The 16,392-nt window shown below is 71.6% G+C and carries 15 protein-coding genes; 6 read left to right on the forward strand and 9 right to left on the reverse strand.

What is annotated here, in order from left to right:
• Positions 1-107 precede the first annotated feature (107 nt).
• The 3 genes from ACZ6I1_RS14425 to ACZ6I1_RS14435 all read left to right on the forward strand — a co-directional run bounded on the left by ACZ6I1_RS14425 (position 108) and on the right by ACZ6I1_RS14435 (position 4,267).
• Entirely contained in the window at positions 108-731 is a 624-nt protein-coding gene (locus ACZ6I1_RS14425; RefSeq protein WP_362054665.1) for a GntR family transcriptional regulator, read from the forward strand.
• 221 nt (positions 732-952) lie between these two features.
• A complete protein-coding gene (gene aceE, locus ACZ6I1_RS14430) occupies positions 953-3,637 on the forward strand; it encodes a pyruvate dehydrogenase (acetyl-transferring), homodimeric type (protein WP_469286940.1) in 2,685 nt (894 codons plus the stop codon).
• 108 nt (positions 3,638-3,745) lie between these two features.
• A complete protein-coding gene (locus ACZ6I1_RS14435) occupies positions 3,746-4,267 on the forward strand; it encodes a DUF4240 domain-containing protein (protein ID WP_469286942.1) in 522 nt (173 codons plus the stop codon).
• 84 nt (positions 4,268-4,351) lie between these two features.
• On the opposite strand, the gene ACZ6I1_RS14440 is transcribed toward ACZ6I1_RS14435, so the two are convergent.
• Positions 4,352-5,122 carry an SDR family NAD(P)-dependent oxidoreductase gene (locus ACZ6I1_RS14440; protein WP_469286944.1) on the reverse strand — a complete coding sequence of 257 codons (771 nt, stop codon included), beginning with the start codon at positions 5,120-5,122 and terminating at the stop codon, positions 4,352-4,354.
• A gap of 87 nt (positions 5,123-5,209) precedes the next feature.
• Here ACZ6I1_RS14440 and ACZ6I1_RS14445 point away from each other — a divergent pair, with 87 nt between their 5' ends.
• The gene (locus ACZ6I1_RS14445) at positions 5,210-5,863 is read left to right on the forward strand and encodes a TetR/AcrR family transcriptional regulator (RefSeq protein WP_469286945.1); all 654 of its coding nucleotides are present in this window, start codon (positions 5,210-5,212) and stop codon (positions 5,861-5,863) included.
• A 55-nt stretch (positions 5,864-5,918) separates the two neighbouring features.
• Here the strand turns inward: ACZ6I1_RS14445 and ACZ6I1_RS14450 are convergent, their stop codons facing one another.
• Positions 5,919-6,410, reverse strand: coding sequence for a hypothetical protein (locus ACZ6I1_RS14450; protein WP_469286946.1), 492 nt, complete (start codon positions 6,408-6,410; stop codon positions 5,919-5,921).
• A gap of 207 nt (positions 6,411-6,617) precedes the next feature.
• The gene (gene glnA, locus ACZ6I1_RS14455; protein WP_469286948.1) at positions 6,618-8,027 is read right to left on the reverse strand and encodes a type I glutamate--ammonia ligase; all 1,410 of its coding nucleotides are present in this window, start codon (positions 8,025-8,027) and stop codon (positions 6,618-6,620) included.
• 185 nt (positions 8,028-8,212) lie between these two features.
• Between glnA and ACZ6I1_RS14460 the strand changes: the two genes are divergently transcribed.
• Entirely contained in the window at positions 8,213-8,680 is a 468-nt protein-coding gene (locus tag ACZ6I1_RS14460) for an RDD family protein (RefSeq protein ID WP_469286950.1), read from the forward strand.
• Between the two features lie 84 nt (positions 8,681-8,764).
• Here ACZ6I1_RS14460 and ACZ6I1_RS14465 read toward each other — a convergent pair whose 3' ends face one another.
• The 4 genes from ACZ6I1_RS14465 to lipB form a co-directional block, all read right to left on the reverse strand.
• Positions 8,765-9,463, reverse strand: coding sequence for a DUF4191 domain-containing protein (locus ACZ6I1_RS14465; protein ID WP_469286951.1), 699 nt, complete (start codon positions 9,461-9,463; stop codon positions 8,765-8,767).
• A gap of 10 nt (positions 9,464-9,473) precedes the next feature.
• Positions 9,474-9,671: an SCO2195 family GlnR-regulated protein gene (locus ACZ6I1_RS14470; protein WP_069923792.1), complete on the reverse strand. Its 198-nt coding sequence runs from the start codon at positions 9,669-9,671 to the stop codon at positions 9,474-9,476.
• A 249-nt stretch (positions 9,672-9,920) separates the two neighbouring features.
• The gene (gene lipA / locus ACZ6I1_RS14475; protein WP_469286953.1) at positions 9,921-10,871 is read right to left on the reverse strand and encodes a lipoyl synthase; all 951 of its coding nucleotides are present in this window, start codon (positions 10,869-10,871) and stop codon (positions 9,921-9,923) included.
• A 153-nt stretch (positions 10,872-11,024) separates the two neighbouring features.
• A complete protein-coding gene (gene lipB / locus ACZ6I1_RS14480) occupies positions 11,025-11,822 on the reverse strand; it encodes a lipoyl(octanoyl) transferase LipB (protein WP_469286954.1) in 798 nt (265 codons plus the stop codon).
• Between the two features lie 512 nt (positions 11,823-12,334).
• On the opposite strand from lipB, the gene ACZ6I1_RS14485 reads away from it, so the two are divergent.
• Positions 12,335-13,777, forward strand: a complete 1,443-nt coding sequence (locus tag ACZ6I1_RS14485; RefSeq protein ID WP_469286955.1) for a regulator — start codon at positions 12,335-12,337, stop codon at positions 13,775-13,777.
• Positions 13,778-13,868: 91 nt separating this feature from the next.
• On the opposite strand, the gene ACZ6I1_RS14490 is transcribed toward ACZ6I1_RS14485, so the two are convergent.
• Both ACZ6I1_RS14490 and ACZ6I1_RS14495 read right to left on the reverse strand, forming a co-directional pair.
• Entirely contained in the window at positions 13,869-15,140 is a 1,272-nt protein-coding gene (locus tag ACZ6I1_RS14490; protein WP_469286956.1) for an NAD(P)/FAD-dependent oxidoreductase, read from the reverse strand.
• A 174-nt stretch (positions 15,141-15,314) separates the two neighbouring features.
• On the reverse strand, positions 15,315-16,202 hold the full coding sequence (locus ACZ6I1_RS14495; protein WP_469286958.1) for a TIGR01777 family oxidoreductase: 888 nt from the start codon (positions 16,200-16,202) through the stop codon (positions 15,315-15,317).
• Positions 16,203-16,392: the final 190 nt, after the last annotated feature.

Genomic DNA, 16,392 nt, shown 5'->3' on the forward strand with positions numbered 1-16,392 from the left:
CAGCCTCACCCTGCGTCCCTGACCGCGAACCCTTCGCGCCGGGCTACTGCGCCGTATTGTCTACGCATCAGAGCTCTGCATGCCCCACAGGAGATGAAGCCCGGATGATCACCCCACCCGTCGTGCACTCGCTGCGCGAGCAGATCCGCGAGCACATCGTGGAGGGGATCGTCAGCGGGCGCTGGAAGCCCGGCGAGCGGATCGTCGAGCGCCGGATCGCCGTGGAGCTGGAGGTCAGCCAGACGCCGGTGCGCGAGGCGCTGCGCGAGCTGGAGACGCTGCGGCTGATCGAGTCGGCGCCGAACAAGGGCGTGCGCGTACGGAACCTGTCCGCGGCGGACCTGGAGGAGATCTATCCGGTCCGGGCCGGTCTGGAGCAGATCGCGGCCGAGCTGGCCGCGCCCCGGCTGGCGGCGGACTGCTCGGCGCTGGAGCCGCACGTCGCCGCCCTGTGGGAGGCCGACCGCAGCGAGGACGGCACGGCCCAGGTGCGGCACACGGTGGGCTTCCACCGGGAGATGGTGCGGGCGGCCGGGAACAGCGTGCTGCTGCACACCTGGGAGAGCCTGGGCATCGAGGTCTTCACGGCCCTGTCGATCCGCTGGCTTGGAACGGTCCAGAAGTCGTACGCGGAGGAGCACGAAGCGCTCGTCGAGGCGTTCCGCAGCCAGGACCCGGACATCGGTCTGCTGGTGAAGCGGCACGTCCTGGGGTGCGCTCCGAGGGCCTGACCCCGCCTTATTGCCCCGCTTTGCCCGGCACCGGGTGCCTTGTTCACTGGCACCCGGTGCCGACTTTTGCGCGGCGGACGTTTCTTTGTCACTTTTATTTGATCGATCATCGATCAGCGATTTACAGTCATCGGCGGGCCTCAACCAGGCCCACCGACCCTGTCCTGCCCGTCAGGGATTTTTTCACCACCTCTCCTTTGTCCGGAAGGCGGCGCACACCGATGTCCGACCCCGTAGGAAAGCTTCCGAGCGAGCTCGACCAGCTCCCGGACCGCGACACCGAGGAGACCGCCGAATGGGCGGCCTCCCTCGACGCCGTCGCCCAGGCCGCCGGTACGCGCCGCGCCGAATACCTGCTCCGCCGCACCCTCCAGCACGCCGAAGCCGCCGGCCTCGCCCTGCCGAAGCTGCTGGAGACGGACTACGTCAACACCATCCCCACCGCCGCCGAGCCCGAGTTCCCGGGTGACGAGGCGATGGAAGCCAGGATCACCGCATGGAACCGCTGGAACGCGGCCGCCATGGTGACCCGCGGCTCCAAGTACGGCGTCGGCGGCCACATCGCCACCTTCGCCTCCGCCGCGTGGCTGTACGAGACCGGCTTCCAGCACTTCTTCCGCGGGAAGGAGGCCGACGGATCGGGCGACCAGCTCTACATCCAGGGCCACGCCTCCCCCGGCATCTACGCCCGCGCCTTCCTCGACGGGCGCATCTCCGAGCAGCAGCTCGACAACTTCCGCCAGGAGTCCGGCGGCAACGGCCTGCCGTCCTACCCGCACCCGCGGCGCCTGCCGTGGCTGTGGGAGTTCCCCACGGTGTCCATGGGCCTCGGCCCGCTCTCCGCGATCTACCAGGCGCGCTTCAACCGCTACCTGCAGAACCGCAGCATCAAGGACACCGCGAACTCGCACGTCTGGGCCTTCCTGGGCGACGGCGAGATGGACGAGCCCGAGTCGACCGCCGCCCTGGCCCTCGCCTCCCGCGAGCAGCTCGACAACCTGACCTTCGTCATCAACTGCAACCTGCAGCGCCTCGACGGTCCGGTCCGCGCCAACTTCCGCGTGGTCCAGGAGCTGGAGGCCCAGTTCCGCGGAGCCGGCTGGAACGTCATCAAGTCGCTGTGGGGCTCCGCCTGGGACGAGCTGTTCCAGCTCGACACCACGGGCGCCCTGGTACGCCGCCTGCGCGAGGTGCCCGACGCGCAGTTCCAGACGTACGCGACCCGCGACGTGGCCTACATCCGCCAGCACTTCTTCGGCGTCAACGCCGAGCTCGTCCAGCTGGCCGGGGTGCTCTCCGACGCGAAGATCGCCGAGTGCTTCCACAGCTCCCGCGGCGGCCACGAGCCCCGCAAGGTCTACGCCGCGTACAAGGCCGCCCTGGAGCACAAGGGCGCTCCGACGGTCATCCTCGCGCAGACCGTCAAGGGCTACACGCTGGGCGCCGGGTTCGAGTCGAAGAACGCGAACCACCAGATGAAGAAGCTGACGATCGACGAGTTCAAGGACATGCGCGACCTCCTTGGCCTCCCGATCCCGGACAGCGCCTTCGCCGACGGCCAGGTCCCGTACGGCCACCCCGGCGCGAACAGCCCCGAGGTGCGGTACCTGAACGAGCGCCGCGCGGCCCTCGGCGGCCCGGCCCCGGCCCGCAAGGTCAAGCACGTGGCCCTGCCCGCCCCGGCCGAGCGCTCCTTCGCCCCGCTGATCAAGGGCTCCGGCAAGCAGGAGATGGCCACCACCATGGCCTTCGTCCGGCTCGTCAAGGACCTGATGCGGGACAAGGAGACCGGCAAGCGCTGGGTGCCGATCGTCCCCGACGAGGCCCGCACCTTCGGCATGGAGTCCCTCTTCCCGTCGGCCGGCATCTACTCGCCGCTCGGCCAGACGTACGAGCCGGTCGACCGCGACCAGCTCATGTACTACAAGGAAGCCAAGGACGGCCAGATCCTCAACGAGGGGATCACCGAGGCCGGCGCCATGGCCGACTTCATCGCCGCCTGCACGTCGTACGCGACGCACGGCGAGCCGATGATCCCCTTCTACATCTTCTACTCGATGTTCGGCTGGCAGCGCACCGCCGACCAGATGTGGCAGCTCGCCGACCAGCTCGGCAAGGGCTTCATCGTCGGCGCCACCGCCGGCCGCACCACGCTGACCGGTGAGGGCCTGCAGCACGCGGACGGCCACTCGCACCTGATCGCGTCCACGAACCCGGCGTCGCTGAACTACGACCCGGCCTTCGCGTACGAGATCGCGGTGATCGTCAAGGACGGTCTGCGCCGGATGTACGGCGAGAAGCCGGAAGACGTCTTCTACTACCTGACGGTCTACAACGAGCCGAAGGTGCAGCCGGCCATGCCCGAGGGCGTGGAAGAGGGCATCCTGCGCGGCCTGTACCGCTTCAACACGGCCGCGGACCTGGCCGAGGCGGCCCCGGCCGCCGACGCACCCAAGGTGCAGCTGATGGCCTCGGGTACGGCGATCCACTGGGTGCTGGAGGCGCAGAAGCTCCTCGCCGCCGACTGGAACGTGGCCGCCGACGTGTGGTCCGCCACCTCCTGGGGCGAGCTGCGCCGCGACGCGCTGGAGTGCGACGAGGCGCTGCTGCGCGGCGAGGTGCGCACCCCGTACGTCACCCGCGCGCTGGAGGGTGTCACCAGCCCGGTCCTCGCCGTCTCCGACTGGATGCGTCAGGTCCCGGACCAGATCAGCCAGTGGGTGGAGCAGGACTACACCTCCCTGGGCACGGACGGCTTCGGCCTGTCCGACACCCGTGAGGGCGCCCGCCGCCACTTCGGTGTCGACGCCCAGTCGATCGTGGTGGCCGCGCTGGCCCAGCTGGCCCGCCGCGGCGAGGTTCCGGCGTCCTCCGTGAAGGAGGCCCGGGAGCGCTACGGCCTCTGAGCCGCAGGACCGGCAGCGAAGGCCGGTGTCCGCCCCTCCGGGGTCGGACACCGGCCTTTCGCCGTACGCGCGGTGGCGGCGCGGGGGCAGAGCCGTGATGCTGGAGCGGTGATGGACGAGACGGAGTTCTGGGAGATCGTCGACCGTACCCGCGAGGCCGCCGACGGCGACCCCGAGGAGCACGCCGAGCTGCTCGTGGAGCGGCTGACCCAGCTCGACCCGGACTCCGTCCTCGACTTCGCCCGGCACTTCGAGTCGCGGTACAACCGGGCGTACACATGGGACCTGTGGGGCGCGGCCTGGGTGCTCCTCGACGGGGCGAGCGACGACGCCTTCGACTACTTCCGCTGCTGGCTGATCGGCCAGGGCCGGGAGGTGTTCGAGGGCGCGGTCCACGATCCCGACCACCTCGCGGAGCTGCTGGGCGAGTTCGACGAGGAGATCGACGGCGACGGCGAGGAGCTGGGGTACGCGGCCGACGAGGCGTACGAGCAGCTGACCGGGGTGGTGGCCCCGGACCTGGGCATCCCGCTGCAGCCGGCCGAGCCGGAGGGCGCCCCGCTGGACTTCGAGAACGAAGCCGTGCTCGCGGAGCGCTTCCCCCGGCTCTGGGAACGCTTCAGGGGCTGATGCCCGACCGGACCGGAGCCCGGAGCCCCGGAGCCCGGAGCCCGGAGCCCGGAGCCCCGGTGTTGTCACAGCGCTCGCTCGGTCTCAGTAGTGCGTGCCGCCGTCGATACGGATCTCCGTGCCGGTGATGAACGCACCGTCCTCGGAGCCCAGCATCGCGACGACGCCGGCCACGGTCTGCGGGCCGGCGAAGCCCTGGCCGATGGCCGGGGCGAGCTTGGCGAAGAGGGACCAGTCGGTGTCCTCGGGCAGGCCGGGGCCGTTGCCGGTGGTCATGCCGCTCTCGATGGAGCCCGGCGCGACGGCCACGAAGCGCAGGCCCTGCTTGCTGTATTCGGCCGCCAGCGCGTGGGTCATGGACTGGATGCCGCCCTTGCTGGCCGCGTAGGCGGACATGTAGGGGTGGGCGAAGGACGCCGAGGTGGAGCTGAAGTTCACCACCACGGGCCGGTCGCCCGCCAGCAGCGCCGGCAGCGACTCGCGGATCATCAGGAAGGTGCCGGTCAGGTTGACCCCGATGACCTGGTTCCACAGGTCGAGCGTGGTCTGGTGGGTGTGCCCGGAGCGCAGGATGCCGGCGGCGTTGACGAGCACGTCGATCCCGCCGAGGGCAGCGGCCGCGGCGGCCACGCCCTCCTTGACCGCGTTCTCGTCGGATATGTCCAGCAGGGCGGTGGTGAGGCGGTCCTGGCGGCCGTCGGCCGCGGCCCGGTCGGCGGTGGCCTTGAGGCCGGTCTCGCTGACGTCGACCGTGTGGACCCGGCCGCCCTCGGCGAGGATCCGGTGGACGGTGGCCTGGCCGATGCCGGAGCCGCCGCCGGTGATGAGGACGCGACGTCCTTCGTAACGGTTCATGTGCCGAGCGTACCGAAGCGCTGACACGTTTTGCCAGAGTGACAAATGGTGCTATCCGTGGTTGTTCCGAGAGGTACGCTTCCCTGCGTGAGATCCCCTCGCCCGTACTCTCCCCAGGCCGGCCCCGGAGCCCCGTCGCTGACCGAGCGCCGCAAGGCCGTCACCCAGCTCGACATCGCCCGCGCGGCCTGCGCACTCTTCGCCGAGCACGGCCCCGACGGCACCACCGCCGAGGACATCGCCCACCGCGCGGGCGTGGCGCTGCGGACGTTCTACCGCTACTTCCGCAACAAGCAGGAGGCAGTGGCCCCGCTGCTCGCGGTCGGCGGCGACGCCTGGCGGGCCCTGCTCGCCGAAGAGGACCCGGGCACCCCGCTCGCCGAAGCCCTGGAACGTGCCGTCACGCGGACGCTCAGTGAACCGCAGGCGGTCGAGGAAGGCCTGGAAGTGACCCGCGGCCTGCTGCGCGCGGCGGCGACGGACGAGGCCCTGCGGGCGGTCTGGTACCGGGTGAACCAGGACTCCGAGGAGCGCCTGGTCCCGGTGATCGCCCGACTGGCCGGCCCGGACGCCGACCCCCTGGACGTCCGCCTGCTCGCCGCGGCGGCCACGGACGCGATCCGGATCTCCCTGGAACTGTGGTCGGCCACGGACGCCCCGCTCTCGGGCCCCGGCTCCCCGACGGAACTCGCGGTCCGCTCGCTGCGCCACCTCACCGGCGCGATGCCCTTGTTCCGCTGAGCTCAGCGGAACAAGGGCATCGGGTCGGGCCGGTGGCCCCGGGGCTGGTTACCGCTCAGCGGCCGCCACCCCAGCCGCCGTCGCCGCCGCCTCCGCCGCCCCAGTCACCGTTGCCGCCGTCGCCGCCGCGACCGCCGCCCCAGTCACCGTTGCCCCAGTCGCCGTTGCCGCCGTCGCCGCCGCGGCCGCCGCCGTCGTTCCAGTGGCCGTTCCAGTCGCCGTTGCCGCCGCGGCCGTCACCCCAGTCACCCCAGTCACCGTTGCCCCCGCGGCCGGAGTCGTTCCAGTCACGCCAGTTCGCGTCGTGCCAGTTCCAGTTCCCCCAGTCGTGACGCCCGTTTCCGCCGTTTCCGCCGACCCCGTCGTCCCAGCACCAGCTCGGGCGGTCCCGCCAGTCGCGGTTGCAGCACTCGTTCCAGCGCCAGTCGCTCCAGCGCTCCGAGCACCGCCAGGTGCCGTCGCCGGCCGAGGCGCTCGTGGCCGGCAGCAGACCGAGGGCGGCCCCGGCAGCACCTGCGACAACTGCAGCAACGATCCTTCGGCGCATCTCCATGCACCTCCGCACATAGGTCGATAGGGGGCCTTTCGGCTCTCATTCCACCCTCGCCCGCCCTCGGTCCGCTGTCAAAGCAGGGGCCCACACCACCCCTTGACCTGCGATGACGCACCAGCGGAACACACGCCGGACGCGCGTCCGGCAAAAACGAAGGTCGGCTCCACCCGTGACGGGTGGAGCCGACCTTCGTGGCTGTCTTTAGATGTCGAAGTACAGCTCGAACTCGTGCGGGTGCGGGCGCTGCGCGATCGGGGCGATCTCGTGCGTGCGCTTGTAGTCGATCCACGTCTCGATCAGGTCGGGGGTGAAGACACCGCCGGCCAGGAGGTACTCGTGGTCGGCCTCGAGGGCCTTGAGGACGTCCTCGAGGCTGGTCGGGACCTGCGGGACGCTCGCGTGCTCGTCGGGCGAGAGCTCGTAGAGGTCCTTGTCGATCGGCTCCATCGGCTCGATCTTGTTCTTGATGCCGTCGAGGCCCGCGAGGAGCAGCGCCGAGAAGGCGAGGTACGGGTTCGAGGACGGGTCCGGCGCGCGGAACTCGACGCGCTTGGCCTTCGGGTTCGAGCCCGTGATCGGGATGCGCATGGCGGCGGAGCGGTTGCGCTGCGAGTACACCATGTTGACCGGCGCCTCGAAGCCCGGCACCAGGCGGTGGTAGGAGTTCACCGTGGGGTTGGTGAAGGCCAGCAGCGACGGGGCGTGCTTGAGGATGCCGCCGATGTAGTAGCGGGCGGTGTCCGAGAGGCCCGCGTAGCCGGCCTCGTCGTAGAACAGCGGGTCGCCGTTCGCCCACAGCGACTGGTGCACGTGCATGCCCGAACCGTTGTCACCGAAGATCGGCTTCGGCATGAAGGTCGCGGTCTTGCCGTTCTTCCACGCGACGTTCTTCACGATGTACTTGAAGAGCATCAGGTCGTCGGCCGCGGCCAGCAGCGTGTTGAACTTGTAGTTGATCTCGGCCTGGCCGCCGGTGCCGACCTCGTGGTGCTGGCGCTCGACCTGGAGGCCCTGGGCGTCCAGCTCGAGGGAGATCTCGGCGCGCAGGTCGGCGAAGTGGTCGACCGGGGCGACCGGGAAGTAGCCGCCCTTGTAGCGGACCTTGTAGCCGCGGTTGTTCTCCTCGGAACCGGTGTTCCAGGCGCCGGCCTCGGAGTCGATGTGGTAGAAGCCCTCGTTCGCGGAGGTCGCGAAGCGCACGCTGTCGAACACGTAGAACTCGGCCTCGGGACCGAAGAACGCGGTGTCGGCGATGCCGGTGGAGGCGAGGTACGCCTCGGCCTTCTTCGCGATGTTGCGCGGGTCGCGGCTGTAGGCCTCACCCGTGATCGGGTCGTGGATGAAGAAGTTGATGTTCAGCGTCTTGTCACGGCGGAACGGGTCCAGGCGCGCGGTCGTGATGTCGGCGCGCAGAGCCATGTCGGACTCGTGGATGGCCTGGAAGCCGCGGATCGAGGAGCCGTCGAAGGCGAGCTCCTCCGCCGGGTCGAACGCCCGCGCCGGGATGGTGAAGTGCTGCATCACACCAGGCAGGTCGCAGAAGCGGACGTCGACGAACTTGACGTCGTTCTCCTCGATGTACTGCTTCACTTCGTCGGCGTTCTGGAACATCCAACTCCTCCTACTCCCGGTCCCGGGGGAGGGACGGGCTTTATAGCTCGTGGTGCGTCAGTGCGGTGCCGCACGCTGACCCGACCATAAGCAGACGGGATTTCTCAAGCATGACCCATTTGTTTCGCACAAGTTAACCAGGGTCCGGGCCGGGGACCGCGAGGCCGCACCGGTACCGTGGTCGGGTGGACAACAGGCAAGCAATCGGATCGTGGCTCTCCGGCCCTCGCGCGGCCGCGGAGGAGATGGGCGTCGACTTCGGCTATCCCGGGCAGCGGCTCGGCCTGCCGCAGCAGGGGCCGGGCTCGGTGGCACGGTTCGGCCGCCGCCTCGGGGCCGTCCTCGTGGACTGGGTCGGCTGCCAGGTGATTGCGTACGGGCTGATCACGGGCGGCGACCTCGCCGCGGCCGGGAACTGGACGCTCGGGCTCTTCCTGGCCCTGAGCCTCCTGACGGTCGGCACCGTGGGCTTCACTCCCGGTAAGCGGATCTTCGGACTCAGGGTGATCGCGGAGGACGGCGGCCGCCTGGGCATCGCCCGGGTGCTGCTGCGCACGGTGCTGCTGGCCCTGGTGGTCCCGGCGCTGATCTGGGACCGGGACGGCCGCGGCCTGCACGACAGGCTGGCACGCGCCGTCCAGGTCCGCATCTAGCAGCGGGTGCGAAAAACGGGGGTGCCCCCGAGCCGTCCGGCTCGGGGGCACCCCCGTTTCGTATACGAAAATCAGCTCAACGGGTCAGCGCATTTTTCCGCCGCGCGGCGCCCGCATGCCCTTGGGCATCGGACCCTTCGGCAGCGGCATGTTGGACATCAGGTCGCCCATGGCCCGCAGCTTGTCGTTGACCTGGGTGATCTGGGCGCCGACCAGGACGCGCGGCAGCTTGAGCAGGGTGGTGCGCACCTTCTTGAGCGGCACCTCGCCCTCGCCCGTGCCCACGATGAAGTCGTGCACCGGCACGTCCGGCATGATCCGGGCCAGCTTCTTCTTCTCGTTCGCGAGCAGCGGCTTCACCCGGTTCGGGTTGCCCTCCGCGATCAGGACGACGCCGGCCTTGCCGACGGCCCGGTGGACGATGTCCTGCTGTCGGGTCATCGCGACGGCGGGGGTGGTCGTCCAGCCCCGGCCCACGTTGTCCAGTACGGCCGCGGCCGCTCCCGGCTGCCCCTCCATCTGCCCGAAGGCAGCCCGCTCGGCCCGCCGCCCGAAGACGATCGCCATCGCGAGGAACGCCACCAGGAAGCCCAGGATGCCCAGGTAGACCGGGTGGTCGATCAGGAAGCCGATCGCAAGAAAGACACCGAAGGTGACGATTCCCACGCCCGCGACGATCAGACCGACCTTCGGGTCGGCCTTGCGCGTCATCTTGTAGGTCAGGGCGATCTGCTTCAGTCGCCCGGGGTTCGCAGCAGTCTCTGCGTTTGACTTCCTCGCCATAGAGCGAAGTTTACGTGGCCTGCGGGGTCCGGGTCGCCGCGGCCTCAAGTACGTGTTCGGTTTCGACCCGGTCCTTGGCCCTGCGGCGGTCCTCCAGCACCGCCGTCCAGGCGTTGCGCCGGGCGCCGCTCATGAGCAGCGACTCGATGCCCCGGAAGGCGTCGGAGAGGGTCGGGATGGCGATGGCCCGTACGGGCGCGGCCTGCATGATGTCGATCCCCTTCACGGTGCTCACGTGTACGTGCGGTGTGGTGGGTGCGCGTGCGGTGTGTGTGCGGTGTGTGTGCGGTGTGTGCGGTGCGTGGACCCATCGTCACTGATTGGTGTTACCAGCGCATGACCAGCCGGTCAAACGTTTTCGAAACATTGACGCGGCCCGTCGGATCTCTTTCCTGCGAAAGAGCCTACGGGCCGCGCCAATGCGGGGTTACTGCTTGGTAATGTTTTGTGCGCGAGTTCACACGACGCTTGCGCGCTTCTCCATCGCCTGGGTGTACAGACGCCCCGCCCGGTACGAGGAACGGACCAGCGGGCCGGACATCACACCGGAGAAGCCGATCTCCTCGGCCTCCTTCGCCAGCTCCACGAACTCGGCCGGCTTCACCCAGCGCTCCACGGGGTGGTGCCGCGGCGAGGGCCGCAGGTACTGGGTGATGGTGATGAGCTCGCAACCGGCCTCGTGCAGGTCCTTCAGGGCCTGCGAGACCTCCTCGCGCTCCTCGCCCATGCCGAGGATCAGGTTCGACTTCGTGACCAGGCCGTAGGCGCGCGCCTTGGTGATCACCTCGAGCGAGCGCTCGTAGCGGAAGCCGGGGCGGATCCGCTTGAAGATCCGCGGCACCGTCTCGACGTTGTGCGCGAAGACCTCGGGGCGGGAGGCGAAGACCTCCTCCAGCAGCTCCGGGACCGCGTTGAAGTCGGGGGCCAGCAGCTCGACCTTGGTGTGCCCGGCCTCGCGGCCGGCCGTCTGCTGGTGGATCTGGCGCACGGTCTCGGCGTACAGCCAGGCGCCGCCGTCCGCCAGGTCGTCGCGTGCGACGCCGGTGATCGTGGCGTAGTTCAGGTCCATGGTGACCACGGACTCGCCGACACGGCGCGGCTCGTCCCGGTCCAGGGCCTCGGGCTTGCCCGTGTCGATCTGGCAGAAGTCACAGCGCCGGGTGCACTGGTCGCCACCGATGAGGAAGGTGGCCTCGCGGTCCTCCCAGCATTCGTAGATGTTCGGACAACCGGCTTCCTGGCACACCGTGTGCAGTCCTTCGCCCTTCACCAGGGCCTGCATCTTGGTGTACTCGGGACCCATCTTCGCCCGGGTCTTGATCCACTCGGGCTTGCGCTCGATGGGGGTCTGGCTGTTCCGGACCTCCAGGCGCAGCATCTTGCGTCCGTCGGGTGCGACTGCGGACACGACCGGCTCCCTGTGACTTCGATTGTTCGGGCGCCCACCAGGGTACGCCCGTAATTTCGTACGCTCTTACGTCGGCCAACCTGCGAGGGGCCGGACCCATTCCCGGCGCCGGCCCCCGGCCGCTTCCGGGCCGGGGCGCGGCCGGACTCGCGGCTAGCCCGCCGCGGGCTCTATCTCGCGCGGCTTCAGCTCCGCCTGCTCCAGTACGTCCTTCAGGTGCCGCTCGACGACCGGCAGCACCTCGGCGATGGTGATCTCGCGGCCCAGTTCGTACGAGAGCGAGGTCACACCGGCGTCGCGGATGCCACAGGGCACGATCCGGTCGAACCAGGTGTTGTCCGGGTTCACGTTGATCGCGAAACCGTGCATCGTCACGCCCTTGGCGACACGGATGCCGATGGCGGCGAGCTTGCGGTCCTCGCGGCGCTGGCCGGCGTTGGACGGGGCGTACTCGGGGCCGTTCAGGCGCGGGTCGAACTCCTCGTCGCCGATCCGCGGGTCGAAGTCGAGGGCGAGGCCACCGACCTTGGGCCGCTCCTCGACGGGGTCGCCGAGGACCCAGACGCCGCTGCGGCCCTCGACGCGGGTGGTCTCCAGGCCGAACTCGGCGGCGGTGCGGATCAGCGCCTCCTCCAGGCGGCGCACGTGGGCGACGACATCCACGGGGCGGGGCAGCTTCATGATCGGGTAGCCGACCAGCTGGCCCGGGCCGTGCCAGGTGATCTTGCCGCCGCGGTCCACGTCCACGACGGGGGTGCCGTCGAGCGGGCGCTCGCTGGGGTCGGTGCGCCGGCCGGCCGTGTACACCGGCAGGTGCTCCAGCAGCAGGCAGGTGTCCTCGATCTCGTCCGCGAAGCGGGCGGCGTGCACCCGGCGCTGCTCTTCCCAGGCCCGGGTGTACTCGACGGATTCCGGTCCGAAGCCCAGATGGACAAACCCAAGCTCAGCCACCGCAGCGCCTCCTCGTTGAACCTGCTGTGTGCACGTATCGCACTCAGCAAGGGTACGGCGGCCCCTCCGAAGGCTCCGGCGGGGGCCACGGCAGCTGCTTCGGCCGGCGCCGGCCCTTCGGCGGCCGGTCCGGGTCCTCGTCCGCCCGCGGCAGCCGCCGGTGCCCCTCCGAGTGGTCGTTGACCCATCCGCAGACCCCGCACGCGTACCGGCCGTCGAGCCCCGCGATGTAGGTGCCGCACCGCCGGCACTCCGCCTCGGTCAGCTCGGGCGGAGGAAGCGGAGCAGTGGATTCGGGTCGCTCCTCGGGAAGGTGCGCCCGATGGGGCCGGCGGGTCATGGCCGCAGCGTACGCGGGCGGAGGGGGGCGGTCCGTAAAGCGCCCTACCGATTCTGCACACGATCGGATGAATGTGGGGCAGAGAGGGCGGCATGGACGGGGTTCGCCGCTACATTCACGCCGTTCACAGGGCCGAAACTCCGGTCCGTCACGTCAGGAGACCGTGGAGCCGATGACGGAACGACCTGCCCAGCGCGTCCCCAACCGGCAGCTCGCGGCGCTGATCGCGGAAGCCGGGTTCTCCAACGCCGGGCTCGCCCGCCGCGTCGATCAGCTGGGCCTGGAACACGGTCTCGATCTGCGGTACGACAAAACCTCCGTGACGCGGTGGCTGCGCGGGCAGCAGCCGCGCGGGACCACCCCCGCGCTGATCGCCGAGGTCTTCACCCGGCGGCTCGGACGGCGGCTCTCCGCACAGGACCTCGGGCTGGACGCCTGCGCGCCCGTCTACGCGGGCCTGGAGTTCGCGGCCACCCCGGAGGAGGCCGTGGACATCGCCAGCGGCCTGTGGCGCAAGGACTCCGGTTCCCACGCCGAGCTGCGGAAGATCGCCTTCACCCCGGCCGGCCTGGTCGTGCCCAGCCGGGACTGGCTCATCGGGAGGGCCGACGAGCGGGTGGGGCGGGGCGCGGACCCGGGGGCGGCGGCCCGGGTCCCGATGCAGGGCCGGAGCTCGGTGCCCCGGCAGCGGCAGATCGACCGGGGGCCCGGGCAGCGGGTCACGGGCGGGGACATCGCGGCCCTGCGCTCGGTGAGCGAGCTGTTCCGCGCGCTGGACCACGCCTACGGCGGCGGGCACGCCCGGCAGGCCCTGGTGCGGTACCTGGAGCACGAGGCGGAGCCGATGCTGCGGGGCACCTACGGGGAGACGACCGGGCGGCGGCTGTTCGCGGCCGCCGCCGATCTGACCAGGCTCGCGGGCTGGACCTCGTACGACATCGCCGCGCACGGCCTGGCCCAGCGGTACTTCGTGCAGGCGCTGCGGCTCGCCCAGGCCGCCGGGGACCGGCCGTACGGCTCGTACGTGCTGGTCACCATGAGCCGGCAGGCGGTCTACCTGGGCCACGGCCGGGAGGCGGTGCAGCTGGCCCGCGTCGCCCAGCAGGGCGTCGGGTCGGGTCCCCCGCCGGTGGTGCAGGCGCTGCTGCACTCGGCGGAGGCGCGCGGGCACGCGGTCCTCGGCGAGGTGCGGGCGTCGACGGCCTCGCTGGTGCGGGCCGAGCGGGCGCTGGGCGCGGCCCGGCCGGGGGACGACGTGCCGCACTGGGCGCGGTACTTCGACGAGGCGCAGCTGGCGGACGAGTTCGGGCACTGCCACCGGGACCTCCAGCAGTACCGGGCATCGGCCCAGCACGCCGAGCGGTCGCTCCAGTTGCGGGCACCGGCGTACGCGCGGTCGCGGCTGTTCTGCCGGGTGGTGCTGGCCACGGCGCGGCTGGGGCTGGGCGAGCTGGACCAGGCGTGCGCGCTGGGGGCGGAGGCGGCGCAGCAGGCGATGGAGATGCGGTCGGTGCGGGCGGTGGAGTACGTACGGGACTTCGAGCGGCGGCTGGAGCCGTACCGGGACGCGTCTGCGGTGCGGACGTACCGGGACCGGGTCGCCGCGCTGTCGTGATGCCGCGGGCCGGCTGCGGAGCCCGGCTGCGCCGGCGGGGCTGGAACTGCCCTGCGGGCGGTCCAGCCCCGCCGGCGGTCGTCGAGGGCTCTCAGGCGGCCACCGGAATGGCGCGCTCCGGAGCGGTCGGGAGCGGGATGCCGAAGTCGCGGAGGACGGCGTGGGTGGCCCGGCGGGCGGAGTGCAGGGCCCCTTGGACGGTGTTGGTGTCGCGGTGGTCCCCGCACACGTACAGCCCGGCGAGGACGCGCACCGGGCGCCGTACGTCGTAGGGCGGGGGCATGGCGGGGACGGCCTCCGGGGTGTGGTGGACGGCGAGGGTTTCCCAGTCGCGGGTGGTCGTGTCGTAGAGCCGCGCGAGGCGGGAGGCGACCGTGCGCGCCGGGGGCGGCGGGCCGAGCACGGTGGTGGTGACCAGACTGCGGCCGGCCGGGGCGCGCGTCGGGTCGACGGCGCTCATCACGGTGGTGTGCGAGACGGGCCACTTGGGGTCGCCGTCCAGGAGCAGCGAGCCGTCCCAGGGCAGGGGTGCGGCGGTGGCGTGGTGCAGGACGGTGACCTCGTGGAAGGCGGGGACGCGCAGGCCGGGCAGGAGCGCGGCGGCGGCGCGGGCCCCGGTGGCCAGCAGGACGGAGCGGCAGCTGAAGTCGCCGTGGTCCTCGGTGGTGACCACGTTGGTGGCCACCGACCGGACCCGGACCCCGGTGCGGACGGTGCCGGGCGGCAGACCGGCGGCGAGCCGGTCGGGCAGGGCCGCGGCTCCCCCCTCGGGCACGGCGAGGCGGCCGCGGGCGAAGGTGCGCAGGGCCAGGTCGGCGACCCGGCTGGAGGTGGTGAGTTCCGGGTCGCGGAGCAGGGTGGAGAGCAGCGGCCGGAGCACGCCGGCCGCGGTGCGCGGTGGCAGGGCGCGGGAGCGCAGCGCGGCGAGGGCGGTGCGTTCGGGCCGGGCCAGCAGGCGTTCCTCGGGCAGGGCGGCGAGCCGGCCGAGGGCGGCGCTGAGCCGTGCCTGGTCGAGCGAGCCGCTGGCCAGGGCGCGGGCCGGAGTGAGGGCGCCGGCCCGCAGCTGCCTGCCGTCGGTGTGGACCAGGACCCCGGGCGCGAAGCTGCGCAGGGTCAGGCCCGCCAGGCCCGGGGTGCGTTCGAGTTCCGGGTAGGCGGTGTTGAGCAACTGGCCGATCCGGTCCAGCCGGAACCCGTCGGCCGACACGGTGGCCATCCGGCCGCCGGGGCCGTCCGCGGCCTCCAGGACGATGACCGTGACGCCCGCTGCGATCAGGTGGTGCGCGGCCGCGAGTCCTGAGACTCCGGCTCCTACGATGACGACGTCCGCGTGGTGTGCGGAATGGTGTGAGCTGCTGAGCACGTGCCCCTCCCCGAGGTCGGCGCGGCTGTGTCTCGACCTCCTTCCCCCAACCGGCTCCAGGGGAACCCGAGTTGACCGGGGTATTGCGGGAATGTGGTCAACTCCGGTCGCACGGTGGTCGCATCCGGGTCACGAACGGTCGCACACTGGTCGCACGGCACAGGGAGACCCTGCTCACAGGGCGGCGCGGAGGGCGTCCGCGATGCCGGGGTGGCGGAAGACGAAGCCGGACTCCAGCAGCCGGGCGGGCCGGGCGCGCTGGCTGCCGAGCACGTCCTCGGCGAACTCCCCGAGCACGATGCGCAGGGCCACGGCCGGTACGGGCAGCAGTGCCGGCCGGCGCAGCACGCGGGCCATGGCCTCGGTGACCTGGCGGTTGGTCAGCGGCTCGGGGGCGGTGAGGTTGACCGGCCCGGAGACGGCCGGGGTGTCGATGATGTGGCGCAGGGCCGCGATCTCGTCGTCGAGGGAGATGTACGACCAGTACTGGCGCCCGTTGCCGAGCCGGCCGCCGATGCCGGCCCGGAAGACGGGGAACAGCTTCCCCCAGGCCCCGCCCTCGCGGGCGACGACCAGGCCGGTACGGGCGTACGCGGTACGGATCCCGGCCGCGCGGGCCGGTTCCGCGGCCGCCTCCCACTCCACGCAGACGGAGGGCAGGAAGCCGTGGCCGGCGGGGGCGTCCTCGTCGACGGCGCGGTCGCCGGTGTCCCCGTAGTAGCCGACCGCCGAACCGCTGACGAACACGGCGGGCGGCTCGTCGAGCCCGGCGAGGGCCTGCGCGAGGGCGGCGGTCCCGAGCACCCGGCTGTCCCGGATCTCCTTCTTGTACGCGGCGGTCCAGCGGTGCTCCCCCACTCCGGCGCCGGCCAGGTGCACGACGGCCGCGCAGCCGGCCAGCCCGGCGGGGTCGACGTACCCGCGCGCGGGATCCCACCGCGCCTCGTCGCCCGCGGCGGGCGGGCGGCGCACGAAGCGCACCACCTCGTGCCCGTCCGCCCGGAGGGATCGCACGAGGGCGCTGCCGATGAGGCCGGTCGAGCCGGTGACCGCGATACGCATGCCCCCATCCTGCCGGGTCGCTGCGCCGGCCCGAACGAAATCCGGGGCCCCCGCCGGGTGCTCGGCTGCGCGCCGGGGCCGGGGGCGGGGCCGGGGCCGGGACCGGGACCGGGGCCGGAGGCCAGGGGCCGCGGCCGGGGCCGGGACCGGGGCCGAGACCGGGGCCGAGACCGGGACCGGGACCGGGGCA

It is taken from the genome of Streptomyces sp. NPDC046303 (genome assembly GCF_055588085.1).